A 13,608-nucleotide genomic window follows, 5' to 3' on the forward strand; every position below is an offset into this window, starting at 1 on the left:
TCACCCTCGCCGCTGCAGCAGCTCCAGCTCGTCGGCGCGGGTGAGCCCCGCGCGCCTGTCACGGTCGATTCCGCGCTCCTGCTCGTCGGCGATGACGGCCGCGACGGTCTCGTCGAGCGGTCGCAGGGTGCCGCCCGCGGCGCGATACCGGGCGTTGGTGCGGGTCATGAAGCCGGCCATCTCGGCGGGCAGCCAGAGGGGCAGCGAGCGCTCCCCCGCCCAGTACCCGACGCCGTTCTCGACCAGCCACTCGTCATCGGCCGTCACCGTGTCACCCCCGTACGCGGCGCTCCGCCGCACGGTCGCGAGCACTTCGGCGAGCGGGTGCCGGTCGCCGATCGCGTTGACCACGCCGGCGGCATGCGTCGTGGCGACGAACTCCGACAGATCGTCGACGTCGATCACCTGCGCACTGCGCCCCTCGGCATTCGGCAGCAGAACGGGCCCGTCGACCGCGCGCAGGAAGGCCGCAGCCCAGTATCCGAAGCGATCGCTCGGGTCCCCCTCGCCGACGATAAGCCCGGGGCGTACGACCAGCGCTCGCTCACCGAGCGTACGCACGGCGTTCTCGGCCGCGACCTTCTGCGCGCCGTACTCGTACTCGTCGCCCGGCTTCGCCGCTGCATGCACGGGAGCCGTCTCGTCGGCTCCCACCGTCGCGTCGTCGGAGTACACCGACATCGACGAGACATACGTCCAGCGGGCGGCCCGTTGCCCGAGCGCGGTCACCGCCGCCTCGACGTGGGCCGCATTCGATGAGACATCGATCACGTGGTCCCAGTCGCGACCCGCCACGGCGTCGTAGGCCGCAGGGTCATCCCGGTCGGCCAGCACGAGGCTCGCTCCCTCGGGAGACGGGCGTCCTCCCCGTGCGAGGCACATCACGGTCGCCCCGTTCACCAGCATCCGTCGGGCGATCCGGCCCGACAGCCAGCCCGTTCCGCCGAGGATCAGTACGTCTGTCATGCACCCATGCCATCAGCATCCGTCCACGAGCGGAAGGGTCTTCCGCTCAGGGCGGATGCCGTGCTCACGACCTGCGCAGGTCGCCCAGCCCGGCAAGCACCGGCACCGTCCACGAGGAGTCAGGGCGCCACTGCCGCCACTCCGGATCGAACGGCCACTCGCCCGCATGGAACGACTCGATCGCGGCGTCCGCGTGTCGCTCGATCTGCGCGGCCTGCTCGCGCGTGAGGCGCCCCTGCGCGATGGCCGCGACGAGCTCGTCCTCGTCCTTGAGGTGCACGCGGCCGTCCGGTTCGATCTCGACGTCGAGGATGTGATCCGACGAGTAGGTGTCGCGGTCGGTGCGCAGATGAGCGTTCTCGAGGTTCACGTACCATCCGGCGAACTGCCAGTCCGATCCGCTCACCTCACTCCAGAACAACCACACCGACCACGCGGCGCCCGCCGGGGCGATGCGGAGGATGCCGTTGCCCCACCACTCCTCGACGATCCTCGTCCGCGGGTCGAGCCAGCGCCGCTCCAGTGGAACCGTGCGTATCCGCTCGCCCTCGGGCGTCCCCTGCCCCTCCTGGAGGGTCCCTGGCGCGAGCCACGCCACGAGCCCGCGCTCGTCGTCGCGCACCACGCGCATGGGCGTGATCGTCGACGCGTCACCCGGCTGCCAGCCCGGCTTGCGGTAGTGCCAGTCGATCTGATCGCCGGGCTGCAGGAAGGGCCCCTCGCCCATCGCTCTGACGCCGTCCGGCACCGCCGCAGGGGTGCTGTGAGGAAGGATGCTCATCACGACACGCTACCTCGGGCACCCGCGGGATTCGGGTCGGCTCGGCGGGGCGATCGCATCCGGATCCGACGCCGCGACCATCGCTTCGCGAACCGCTTGCCCTGGGGCGCGGCTCGCGAAGCGATGGGTCAGTCGCGCAGCGTCGCGCCGAAGCGCTCGGAGGCTACGGCGACGCCGGCGAGCTTCGCCTCGGTGGCCTCGGCAGCCGTGAGCGTGCGGTCGTCGGCGCGGAACCGCAGCGCGAATGTGAGGCTCTTCTCCCCCTCGGAGAGGCCCTCTCCGCGGTAGTCGTCGACGAGACGGATCGCCTCGAGCAGCGCACCGGCACCTTCCACCAGCGCGGCGCGGACAGCGCCCGCCGGCACGTCGGCGCCGAGCACGAGCGAGACGTCCTGCGTGGCGGCGGGGAACGTCGACAGGGAGGCGGCCACGGCGCGGGAGTCAGCCAGCGCCAGGATGCCGTCGAGGTCGATCTCAAGCACTGTCGCGCGACCCGGCAGGTCGGCGCCGGCGGCGACGTCGGGGTGGAGCTCGCCGACATAGCCGACCTCGACATCGCCCACCGACAGGACGCCGGTGCGCCCGGGGTGCAGCGCCGCACGCTGCCCCTGGACGACGTCGATGTCGACGCCCGCAGCCGCGGCGATGACGCGAGCAGCGTCGAGTGCCTCGGACAGGCCTGCCGGTTCTGCGGCGCGGCCGGGCTGGCGCGCGATGATGTTGCCCGTGAGCAGCACCGCCACGTGCCGGTGCTGCGGCGGGATCGATGCGTTCAGGGCGGCGAGCGTCTCGTCCGACGGACGCGCCCCGAGCGGAGGCACCTCGTCGGTGCCGTACTCGACACCCGGCTGCGGCAGGAAGACGACGCCGGTCTCGAACAGGGCGAGATCGGTGAGACCGCGGGAGATGTTGCGATGCGCGGTCTGCAGGAGCCCCGGGATGAGCGAGCGACGCAGGAACGGTGCGGACCCGTCGAGCGGGTTGGCGATGCGGATGCTGGGCACGTGCTCGCCCGACGCCGAACCGTGCAGATCGTTCTCCGACTCGGTGGTGAACGGGAAAGAAGGCGTCTCGACGAGTCCGGCGGCGGCCAGCGCGTCGGCGACGCGGCGACGACCCTGCTGGTGTGCGGTCAGGCCGCGACCCGATGGCGGCGTTGGCAGCACCGAGGGAATCCGGTCGAGCCCGTGGATGCGGGCGACCTCCTCGGCGAGCGACCACTTGTCGGTGAGGTCGGGGCGCCAGGTCGGCGGGATGACGGTCCAGCCGGCATCCGCCTCGGTGACCTCCGCACCGATCGTCGTCAGCGCACCCTCGATCTCGGCGTCGGTGTAGTCGACGCCGATCAGGCCCTGGACGAATCCGCGCGGGAGCTCGATGTCGGCGACGAAGATCTCGGCGAACAGTGCGCCGCCCTCGTCGGCGAGCGTGCCACCGGCGAGCTCGACCATCAGGTCGGCGGCGCGCCGTGCGGCGACGAACGGCACGAGCGGGTCGACTCCGCGCTCGAAGCGCTTGGAGGCCTCACTCGGCAGCTTGTGACGACGCGCGGTGCGCGCGATCGTGATCGGGTCGAACGTCGCGGCCTCGATGAGCACGTTATGCGTGGTGTCGCTCATCTCGGTGGTGCCGCCGCCCATGACACCGGCGAGCCCGATCGGACCGGACTCATCCGTGATGAGCAGGTCTTCGGTATGGAGCGTGCGCTCCTGACCGTCGAGCGTCGTCATCTTCTCGCCGACGGCCGCACGGCGCACCGTGATTCCCCCTGCGAGCTTGTCGAGGTCGTAACCGTGCAGGGGCTGGCCGAGCTCGAGCATCACGTAGTTGGTGATGTCGATCAGGATGCCGAGCGAGCGCATGCCTGCGAGCGACAGACGAGCGATCATCCAGGGCGGGGTCGGCCGCGAGGGGTCGACCCCGCGGACCACCCGGGTGACGAACTCGCTCGCACCGGAGCGTCCGCGAATGGGAGCTGTGTCGTCGACGACCGCCGTGTGCCCGGTACCGGGCTGGAGTTCGGCGAAGTCGCGCTCGGCAGGGTCGCGGAAGGCCGCACCGGTGGCGTGCGAGTACTCGCGAGCGACACCTCGGAGCGAGAACGCGTACCCGCGGTCAGGGGTGACGTTGATCTCGACCGCGACATCATCGAGCCCGAGCAGGGCGATGGCGTCGGTGCCGACGGGCGCGTCGATGCCGAGGTCGGCGAGCACGAGGATGCCGTTGTGCTCGTCACCGAGACCCAGCTCGCGCGCCGACGCGATCATGCCGTCGGACACATGACCGTAGGTCTTGCGCGCGGCGATCGGGAACGGGCCTGGCAGTACGGCGCCGGGCAGGGTCACGACGACCTTGTCGCCGGCGACGAAGTTGTGCGCACCGCAGACGATCCCGCGGATGCCGCCGTTCGCCTCTCCGACGTCGACCTGGCACCAGTTGATCGTCTTGCCGTTCGACTGGGGCTCCCCCTCGAGAGAGACGACCTGACCGACGACCACGGGACCGGAGATCTCGAAGCGGTGAACGTCCTCCTCTTCGAAGCCGACGGTGACCATCGCCGCCAGGACGTCCTCAGGCGTCGCATCCGCTGCCAGATCGACGTACTCACGCAGCCACGAAAGCGGGACGCGCATCACACCACCATCCCGTACTGCTCGCTGAATCGGACATCGCCCTCTGCCATGTCCCTCATGTCCTGCACATCGCTGCGGAACATCAGTCCACGCTCGACGCCCATCCCGAAGGCGAAGCCGCTGTAGACATCGGGGTCGATCCCGGCCGCCCGCAGCACGTTCGGGTTGATCATTCCGCAGCCGCCCCACTCGATCCATCGGGCGCCGCCCTTGAAGGTGGGATGCCACAGGTCGAGCTCGGCCGACGGCTCGGTGAAGGGGAAGAAGTTCGTGCGGAAGCGCGTCTTCGCCTCGGGCCCGAAGAGCTGGCGCGCGACGTGGTCGAGCGTGCCCTTGAGGTGCGCCATCGAGATGCCCTTGTCGACGACGAGGCCCTCGAACTGCGTGAAGACGGGGAGGTGCGTGGCATCGAACTCGTCGGTGCGGTACACGCGACCGGGGCACAGCACGTAGATCGGCACATCGCGCTCGAGCATCGAGCGCACCTGCACGGGGCTCGTGTGCGTGCGCATCACGAGGTGGCGCGACGGAGGGTCGACGTAGAAGGTGTCCTGCTCCTGGCGGGCCGGGTGATCGACGTCGAAGTTCAGGGCGTCGAAGTTGAACCACTCGTGCTCGAGTTCGGGTCCCTCCGCGATCTCCCACCCCATGCCGACGAAGATGTCGGAGATCTGCTCGCTGAGCAGGGTCAGCGGATGCCGTGCGCCGACGCGGGTGCGCGAAGGCACCGCCGTGATGTCGACACGCTCGGATTCGAGGCGCGCGGCGACCTCCGCGGTCGCGAGCTCGGCCTCTTTGGCGGCGAGCGCCTGGGTGACCTGGCCGCGGCCCTGGCCGACGAGCTTGCCGAACGCGGCCTTGTTCTCAGGAGCCACCTGGCGCATCGACGCGTTCAGCACCGCCAGAGGCGATCCTTCTGCGACGTGAGCGGCACGGGCGGCCTTCAGCTCAGCCGTGTCGACGGCTGAGGCGATCGCTTCGAGCGCCGCAGCGACTGCGGCCTCGACTGCTTCCGGGGTGATTTCGGGAGACTCAGACACGAGACAGGAGTCTACCGGCGCGGGGCGGTCGCCCCGCGCCGGTAGAGGTCACTTCGGATCGGAGCTGTCCAACCCGCCTACACCGCCGGCACCGCCGAACCCGCTGCCTCCGCGCTGCAGGGTGATCAGCTCGGTGTCCGTTCCATCGCCGTGCTGGCGAGGATCCTCTGCGGCGTGGATGGCCTGCACCTTCGGCGAACGCCGGGTGCTGATCTCGACCCACCGGGCGATGCCCGAGAGGATCAGGCACATGATGATGTAGATGCCACCGATCACGAATGCCGACTGCAGGATCGGACGCCCCTGCTGGGACGTGAGCTGCTTCGCGTAGTAGAGCAGTTCGGGGTACGTGATGATGAACCCGAGGGCGGTGTCCTTCATGGTGACGACGAGCTGAGCGACGATCACCGGGAGCATCGCCCGGATCGCCTGCGGCAGGAGGATCAGTCGCATGACGCCGCTCTTGCGGAGACCGATGGCGTACCCGGCTTCTTTCTGTCCGCGGGGCAGCGACTCGACGCCGGCGCGAAGCACCTCGGCGAGGACCGACCCGTTGTAGGCCATGAGGGCGAGCACGACGGCCCAGTACGGATCCATCTTGATGCCGACCACGGGTAGCCCGTAGTAGAGCAGCATCATGAAGACCAGAACCGGGACCGCTCGGAACAGCTCGGTGATCGCAGTGATGGGGATGCGGATCCACGCATGATCGGACAGCCGCCCGATCGCGAGCAGGAATCCGAGGATCACGCTCAGGAGCGCGGCGAACCCGAAAGCGGCCAGTGTGTTGCCGAGCGCCTTGAGGATGCCCATCCACACGTTGGAGAACGTGAAGACGTACCACTTCTCCGCCGAGAACTGGCCGGTCTCGACCATCCGGAGGACCACGAATCCGACGGCGACGAGGACGAGGACGACCGTGAGGGCGGCGATGATGCGGTTGCGGGCGATCGCCCGGGGGCCCGGGACGTCGTACAGTACGGAACTCATCGCGCGATCCTCCATCGGTTCTCGAGATATCGCTGCAGCCAGCTCAACAGCAGCACGAGGGCGACGAACACCACAGCGACCCAGAGCAGGACCTCCATGGGGTTGCCGGGTCGGTCGGCTGAGTCGTTGACCGTCGAGCGCAGAGCCGCGAGCTCGGCGACCGAGAACCCGGCAGCGACGGTGGTGTTCTTCAGCAGGGCGATGAACACGCTCATCATCGGTGGGACGACCGAGCGGAACGCCTGCGGGAGGATCACGAGACCCATCACCTGTCCGAAAGGCAGGCCGATCGCTCGTGCGGCCTCGGCCTGGCCGACCGGAACGGTGTTGATTCCCGCCCTCAGCACCTCCGCCACGTAGGTGGCGGTGTAGATGCCGATCGCGAGGATGCCGAGCACCAGGTTCGACAGCTCGGGGAGGCCCAGCTGCGGGTACCCGAAGATGAAGAAGAAGAACACGAGGGTGAGCGGGGTGTTGCGCACGGTGTTCACGTACACGGTGCCGACGCCCCGGGCGATCGGCACCGGCGACACGCGCATCGCTCCGACGATGAGACCGAGGATCAGTGCGATGACCCCGCCGGCGAAGAACACGAGCAGCGTGTTGCTGATCGCCTCTCCCCAGAGATCGAGGTTGCCGAAGATGACGTCCACGCCACCCTCCCTTCTTCAGACTGTGTGGGCGGCCCCCCGAAGGAGGCCGCCCAGGTCAGATCAGTACGCGTCGACCTCGGGCTGCTCGACCTCGATGCCGCTGGAACCGAGGTTCGCGTCGAAGATCGCCTGCCAGATGTCGCCACCGTCGGTGAAGAGCTCGTTGATGTGCGTGCGCAGTGCGTCGTCGCCCTTGGTGAGGCCGACGCCGTAGCGCTCCTCGGTGAAGAGGCCGCCGGTGACCTTCACGTCATCCGGGTACTGAGCCGCATATCCGATCAGGATCGCCTGGTCGGTGGTGACCGCGTCGACCTTGCCGTCGATCAGATCCTGGACGCAGGCGGAGTACAGGTCGTACTCCTGCGTCTTGATGTCGGGGAAGTTCGCCTTGATGTTCTGGATCGGCGTCGATCCGGTCGCAGAGCAGACGGTCTTGCCGTTGAAGTCCTCGAGCGCCTCGGCGTCATCCGCATCCGCAGCGACCAGGAGCCCCTGTCCGGTGATGAAGTACGGGCCGGCGAAGTCGATGAGCTCTTTGCGCTTGTCGTTGATCGAGTAGGTGCCGACGTAGTAGTCGATGTCACCGTTGGTGATCGCCTGCTCGCGGTTCGCCGAGGCGATCGGCTTGAACTCGATCTTGTCCTCGTCGTAGCCGAGCGAGGCCGCGATCCAGCGGGCGATGTCGACGTCGAAGCCGGTGCGCTCCCCCGTCGTGACATCCAGGTAGCCGAGACCGGGCTGGTCTTCCTTGACGCCGACGATGACCTTGTCGCGCTCCTGGATGGCGTCGAACGTCGGGCTGCCCTCGAGCTGGACGTCTTCGGCGACCTCGAACCAGGTGGAGTCCTCGCCTTCGTCGCTGCCGGTTCCGGCGCCGGGGCTGGACGGGCTGCCGCTGTTGCAGGCGGTCAGCGCGAACAGTGCCACCGTCGCGATCCCGATTCCTGCCAGTGTGCGTGTGCGTCGCATGTGCGTCTCCTTCGTGTGCTGTGTGTGCAAAGGTCTGTGAAGCTCGTCAGTGCGTGAGGAGCTTGGAGAGGAAGTCCTTGGCGCGATCGCTCTTCGGGTTCGTGAAGAACTCCTCGGGAGTCGCCTCCTCCACGATGCGCCCGTCGGCCATGAAGACCACGCGGTTGGCGGCCTTGCGGGCGAAGCCCATCTCATGGGTGACGACGATCATGGTCATGCCGTCGTGGGCGAGCTCGACCATGACGTCGAGGACCTCGTTGATCATCTCGGGGTCGAGCGCGCTCGTCGGCTCGTCGAAGAGCATGACCTTGGGCTGCATCGCGAGAGCACGTGCGATCGCGACGCGCTGCTGCTGTCCGCCCGAGAGCTGCGCGGGGAGCTTCGATGCCTGCTGGGCGACCCCGACGCGCTCGAGGAGCGTCATGGCCTCCTTGTCGGCGTCGGCCTTCTTCATGCCTCTCACCTTGATAGGGCCGAGGGTGACGTTCTCGAGGATCGTCAGGTGCGCGAAGAGGTTGAACGACTGGAACACCATGCCGACGTCGGCGCGCAGGTTCGCGAGTCCCTTGCCCTCGGCGGGAAGCGCCTTGCCGTCGATGCTGATCGTGCCGCTCGTGATCGTCTCGAGCCGGTTGATCGTTCGACACAGCGTCGACTTCCCCGAGCCGGAGGGGCCGATCACGACGACGACCTCACCGGCGTTCACCGTGAGATCGATATCCGTGAGCGCCTGGAAGTCGCCATAGTGCTTCTGGACGTTGTCGACCACGACGAGAGGCTTACCAGAGGTCATCATTTCTCCAAACTAGCCAGGTCGGTCACGTGGCTCCATACAGTCGCGTCGACATTTACACGTTCGTAACCACGACAAGGGCGCGATCGCTCGGAATCATCGGAGTGCCCCACGGCCCGCCCCCGCGAGCCGTGGGGGCGTCCCTGCCGCTGCGTTCCTCCCCCAGGCGGGACGAAGCGGCAAGCCTCCGATCGGATCCGATCACGAGACGACCCGAGGGATGGACAAAGCCCGCGCCTGCATGAGTGGCGTGGGCTCTGTGACATCTGAATTCTCCGTCGAATCGATCGCGATCGACCCCCAGATTGGCAGAGCCCCGCGTGCGCGAGCGGACTTCTTGAGGATTTCTTGAGGGCTCAGTCCCGCTGGCCCCGGTAGTACTCGACCGCTCCGGGGTGCAGCTCGACCGGCCCCGTGAAGATGGCCTGCCTACGGTCGAGGAGAGCGGCCGCGGGGACGCCCTGCGCGATCCGGGTTCGGGCGCCGAACAGGCCCGTGAGGACGTCGTGGACGACGGCATCCGGGGTGCCCGTTGCCGTGACGAGGTAGTTCGGAACCGCCATCGTGGGCTGCGATTCGTCGAGTCCGTAGAGGCCGACGGGGAAGTCCGACGGCCGATAGGCGTCTGAGTAGCGTGCATTGATCGTGTTCACCCAGGTCTGATCGATCGGGAGCAGACGCACGGGGGTCGTCAGTGCGAGTTCCGCGATACCCGGCGTGGGGATGCCGCCGACCCAGAAGAAGCCGTCGATCTCGGAGCGTTCCAGCGCGCCGATGGAGTCGCGAAGGCCGAGTTGCGGGTCACCGATCGACGTGATGTCGACGGTGGCCGCATCCAGCGCCCGAGCAGCGATGACATGGACCCCGGAGTTCTCCGCGCCGAGCGACACCGTCCTCCCCGTGAGGTCGCCGATCTCGTCGATGTCCGAATCCGCGCGGACGACCACATGGAGGTACTCGTCGTAGAGCCGGGCGACGGCCCGCACCGGCAGGGGATCGTCGAAGGCTCCCGCACCTGCGACCGCGTCCGCAGCCGCATCGCCCTGGGCGAAGCCGAGAAGCGCGTCTCCCGCGCTCACCCGCAAGAGGTTGTCGACCGAGCCCGCCGACTCCTCCGCGACCATGTCGACGTCGAGCGACGCTGAGAGCTCGTCTGCGAGCGCGGAACCGTACGCGAAATAGACCCCGTCGGATCCTCCGCTCGCGATCTCGTACCTCGAGTCGTCCCATTCGCTCGCTCGAGTACTGCACGCGCTCGACGCCCCGACGACGACCAGCACGGCGATCGCCGCGGAGATCCGCGTCCAGGTCCGGCGAGCGCTGCCCCGCCCACTCATCGGGCAGCTCCGTCCGGGAGCAGCAGCGTGACCAGCAGGCCGCCGCCCTCGGGCGACTCGACCCGGAGCTCGCCGCCGATCGACCCGAGCAGGTCGGTGGCGATCGCGAGCCCCAGTCCCGATCCCGATGTCTCGCCGCTGTCGTCGCTGCGCCAGAATCGGTCGGCTGCGTTCGTCGCCTGCTCGGGGGTGAGGCCCGGTCCGTGATCGCGGACGGTCAGGCGACACACATCGCCGTCACGTCCCGCACCGATCTCGACGACCGCACCCGAGGGCGAGAATTTGACCGCGTTGTCGATGACCGCGTCGAGTGCGCTCTCGACGATCGTGCGATCTGTCACGCTCAGCACAGGGTCGCTCCCGACCGCGTGCGTGCGGATCCTCCGCTGGGATGCCACCTCGCTCCACGCATCGGCCCGTCTGGTCGCGAGAGTCGTGAGGTCGACGGCGGAGATCGTGGTGTCCGCACGTCCTCCTCGAGCAAGGGCGAGCAGAGTCTCGAGGATCCGCGCCATCCGCCTCCCCTCCTCCCTCGTCTCCTCGACGTCGTCGTCCCACTCACGGTCGAGGCCCGTCGAGAGGTGCTCGACGCGCAGCAGCAGCGCGTTGAGCGGATTGCGCAGCTCGTGCGAGGCGTTGAGCGCGAACTCCTGCTGTCGCGTCATCACTCTCTCGATCTCATCCGCCATGCCGTTGAACACTCGGGTCATCCGGCGCAGCTCCGGAGGGCCCGTGTCCTCCGCGACCCGAGCGTCCATCTCTCCGCGTTCGATCGCGATCATGGCCTCGTCCAGGCGACGCACGGGAGACAGCACCCATCGCGCGAGCTGGAAGACGAGAAGCACTCCGAGCCCGATCGACACGATCGACACGAGCGCCAGCACGAAGACCTGCTGCACGATCTCGGTGCGCGGCGCCTCGACATCGGCCGACACCATGACCGCTCCTATGACGTCGCCGTCGTCGAAGACCGGCTCGACTATCGAGGAGTCCGCAGTGCCCCAGGGGAAGACAGGTTCAGGAGCCTCTGCTCGACGTCCGGAGAGGGCGAGCCGGACCCTGGCCGCTTGGTCCTCGGCGATCACCTCGGCGTCGCTGTTCCCCGACGCCCAGACACTTCCCGTCAGATCGAACACCATCACATCGATGCCGTAGACCTGTTCGAATCGCCTGACCTCGGCGTCGATCACGGTGGCGCTCCCCGAGCGCAGCGCCTGCCGCGCGCTGGTCACGAAGTACCCGACATCCCCGAGCTGCTCGGTGTAGAACGCCTGCTGGATGCTGCGGGTGGCACTCCAGGCCGCCGCTCCGCCGAGCGAGAGCAGGATCGCCACCAGAGGAACGAGGAACACCACGATGAGACGCCTGCGCATCGGACGCTACCCCACCAGCCGGTAGCCGACGCCACGCACGGTCTCGATCAGGCTGACCTGGCCGACCTTGCGCCGGATCGCGCCGACATGAACCTCCAGCGAATGTCCGAAGCCTCGCCAGTCGGTGTTCCACACCTCGCGGATCAGGCGCTCCTTCGGCACTGCGACGCCCGGATATCTGGCCAGGACCGCGACGATGTCGAACTCCTTCCGGGTGAGCTCGATCGGCACTCGGTCGATGAGGACCTGGCGGGCGATGAGGTCGATCTCGACATCTCCGTCCTGGAGTCGCACGTGAGCCTCCGACTCCGGGCGCACCGGCCTCGAACGGCGGGTGACCGCCTCGATGCGGGCGAGGAGCTCGTGAACGTCGTAGGGCTTGACGACGAAGTCATCGGCACCGGCCCGCAGACCTCTGATCCGCTCCGCGACCTGATTGCGTGCGGTCACGATGACGATCGGGACCTCCGAGCGACCCCGGATACGACGGCACAGATCGATGCCGTCGACGTCAGGCAGTCCCAGGTCGAGAAGGACGACCTCGGTATCGGCACCCAGCATCTCCAAGGCGGACGCGCCGTCGGCTGCCCTCGCCGTGGCATACCCCGATCGCGCGAGGAAGGCCTCGAGCGCAGCGGCGACGCGCTCGTCGTCCTCCACGATCAGAATCCGCATCGATTCCGGGTCCCCTTCTCCGCTCGAGCAGGCACAAACCTATCAGTCGCGCGGGCTCACCTCGGATGCGGCGATCAGGAGAGGGATTCCGCCCGCTGGGCGAAGGCGCTCTCATAGAGGCACACGCTCGCCGCCGTCGCGAGGTTCAGCGACTCGGCGCGGCCGAAGATGGGGAGCTTGAGCACCTGATCGGCCTGAGCCAGCGCCTCGTCCTCAAGACCCCGTGCCTCGTTGCCGAACAGCCACGCGGTCGGCTCCGCCAGGACACCGTCTGCACGCGCCCGCAGCAGATCATCGCCCTTCACATCAGCAGCCAGCACCCGCAGTCCGGCGGCGTGCGCCTTCTTCACGACGTCGTCGAGCTCGGCGCCCACAGACACCGGCAGGTGGAACAGCGAGCCGGTGGTGGCCCTGACGACCTTGGGGTTGTATGGATCGACGGTCCGGCCGGTGAGGATCACGGCATCGGCGCCCGCCGCATCGGCGGCCCTGATGATCGTGCCGAGGTTGCCCGGGTCACGGATCTCCTCGCAGATCGCGACGAGACGAGGAGATGACGCGAAGACGTCGCGCACCGAGGTCGGGGTCTGCCGGACGACCGCGACGAGTCCCTGTGGCGTCACCGTGTCGGCCATCGCATTCAGCACGTATTCCGTGACGTACTCGACCTCGACGTCGGCGTCGGCCGCCTTCGACCGGATGTCGGGATGCTTCTCCCACCCGGTCGGGGTCGCGAAGAGCTCGACGATGGCCTCGGGGCTGTAGGTCAGCGCCTCACGGACGGCCTGCGGACCTTCGAGGAGGTACAGACCCGTCTCACTGCGCGCGCTGCGCTTGGTCAGCTTCGCGACGGCTCGGACTCGGGGCGAACGGGGGTTCTCCAGCACGTTCACAGTCTAGAGAACCGCAGGCACCTCGCTGCGCACACACCGGGGAAACAACAGAGGACGCCTTCCCGAAGGAGAGCGTCCTCTGTGGTGAAGAGCTGCTTACGCGGCCGACTTCGGAGCGTTGACGTCAGAGGGCAGAGCCTTCTTGGCCGTCTCGACCAGCGTCGTGAAGGTCGCTGCGTCGTTGACCGCGAGGTCGGCGAGCATGCGACGGTCGACGGTGACACCCGCGAGACCGAGGCCCTGGATGAAGCGGTTGTACGTGATGCCGTTCTGGCGTGCAGCAGCGTTGATGCGCTGGATCCACAGGCGACGGAAGTCACCCTTGCGCTTGCGACGGTCACGGTACGAGTAGACCAGCGAGTGGATGACCTGCTCTTTGGCCTTGCGGTACAGGCGCGAACGCTGACCGCGGTAACCCTTTGCGCGCTCGAGGATGACCCGGCGCTTCTTGTGGGCGTTTACCGCCCGCTTGACTCTTGCCATTTTCCTGTGTTCCTATTCGTGC

13 protein-coding genes are annotated in these 13,608 nt (G+C 68.0%); all 13 read right to left on the reverse strand.

Translation table 11 applies throughout. The features are described 5' to 3' along the window. Entirely contained in the window at window positions 1-966 is a 966-nt protein-coding gene (locus ASF63_RS09835) for an NAD-dependent epimerase/dehydratase family protein (RefSeq protein WP_056513048.1), read from the reverse strand. 64 nt (window positions 967-1,030) lie between these two features. Beyond that, entirely contained in the window at window positions 1,031-1,747 is a 717-nt protein-coding gene (locus ASF63_RS09840; RefSeq protein WP_056513051.1) for a DUF402 domain-containing protein, read from the reverse strand. A gap of 128 nt (window positions 1,748-1,875) precedes the next feature. Next, window positions 1,876-4,380, reverse strand: a complete 2,505-nt coding sequence (pheT, locus tag ASF63_RS09845; protein ID WP_056513053.1) for a phenylalanine--tRNA ligase subunit beta — start codon at window positions 4,378-4,380, stop codon at window positions 1,876-1,878. Beyond that, on the reverse strand, window positions 4,380-5,420 hold the full coding sequence (gene pheS, locus ASF63_RS09850) for a phenylalanine--tRNA ligase subunit alpha (RefSeq protein WP_056513056.1): 1,041 nt from the start codon (window positions 5,418-5,420) through the stop codon (window positions 4,380-4,382). The genes pheT and pheS overlap by 1 nt, the downstream gene beginning before the upstream one ends. Window positions 5,421-5,468: 48 nt before the next feature. Beyond that, window positions 5,469-6,410, reverse strand: coding sequence for an amino acid ABC transporter permease (locus ASF63_RS09855; RefSeq protein WP_056514819.1), 942 nt, complete (start codon window positions 6,408-6,410; stop codon window positions 5,469-5,471). Next, window positions 6,407-7,063 (reverse strand): amino acid ABC transporter permease, encoded by a 657-nt coding sequence (locus tag ASF63_RS09860; protein WP_056513061.1) that lies wholly within the window; start codon window positions 7,061-7,063, stop codon window positions 6,407-6,409. Before ASF63_RS09860 ends, ASF63_RS09855 begins: the two co-directional genes overlap by 4 nt. 60 nt (window positions 7,064-7,123) lie before the next feature. Further along, window positions 7,124-8,032 carry a glutamate ABC transporter substrate-binding protein gene (locus ASF63_RS09865; protein ID WP_056513064.1) on the reverse strand — a complete coding sequence of 303 codons (909 nt, stop codon included), beginning with the start codon at window positions 8,030-8,032 and terminating at the stop codon, window positions 7,124-7,126. Between the two features lie 46 nt (window positions 8,033-8,078). Then, window positions 8,079-8,825, reverse strand: a complete 747-nt coding sequence (locus tag ASF63_RS09870) for an amino acid ABC transporter ATP-binding protein (RefSeq protein WP_056514823.1) — start codon at window positions 8,823-8,825, stop codon at window positions 8,079-8,081. 356 nt (window positions 8,826-9,181) lie between these two features. After that, window positions 9,182-10,162 (reverse strand): TAXI family TRAP transporter solute-binding subunit, encoded by a 981-nt coding sequence (locus tag ASF63_RS09875; protein WP_056513067.1) that lies wholly within the window; start codon window positions 10,160-10,162, stop codon window positions 9,182-9,184. Continuing rightward, window positions 10,159-11,535, reverse strand: coding sequence for a sensor histidine kinase (locus ASF63_RS09880; RefSeq protein WP_056513070.1), 1,377 nt, complete (start codon window positions 11,533-11,535; stop codon window positions 10,159-10,161). Before ASF63_RS09880 ends, ASF63_RS09875 begins: the two co-directional genes overlap by 4 nt. Before the next feature lie 6 nt (window positions 11,536-11,541). Beyond that, window positions 11,542-12,210 carry a response regulator transcription factor gene (locus ASF63_RS09885; protein WP_056513073.1) on the reverse strand — a complete coding sequence of 223 codons (669 nt, stop codon included), beginning with the start codon at window positions 12,208-12,210 and terminating at the stop codon, window positions 11,542-11,544. A 74-nt stretch (window positions 12,211-12,284) separates the two neighbouring features. Beyond that, window positions 12,285-13,097, reverse strand: coding sequence for a TrmH family RNA methyltransferase (locus ASF63_RS09890; RefSeq protein WP_056514825.1), 813 nt, complete (start codon window positions 13,095-13,097; stop codon window positions 12,285-12,287). Between the two features lie 102 nt (window positions 13,098-13,199). Continuing rightward, complete coding sequence (gene rplT, locus ASF63_RS09895; protein ID WP_029262486.1) at window positions 13,200-13,586, reverse strand: 50S ribosomal protein L20; 387 nt, start codon at window positions 13,584-13,586, stop codon at window positions 13,200-13,202. Between the last annotated feature and the right edge of the window lie 22 nt (window positions 13,587-13,608).

Origin of the sequence: Microbacterium sp. Leaf320, assembly GCF_001423485.1 — a bacterium.
Taxonomy (GTDB): domain Bacteria; phylum Actinomycetota; class Actinomycetes; order Actinomycetales; family Microbacteriaceae; genus Microbacterium.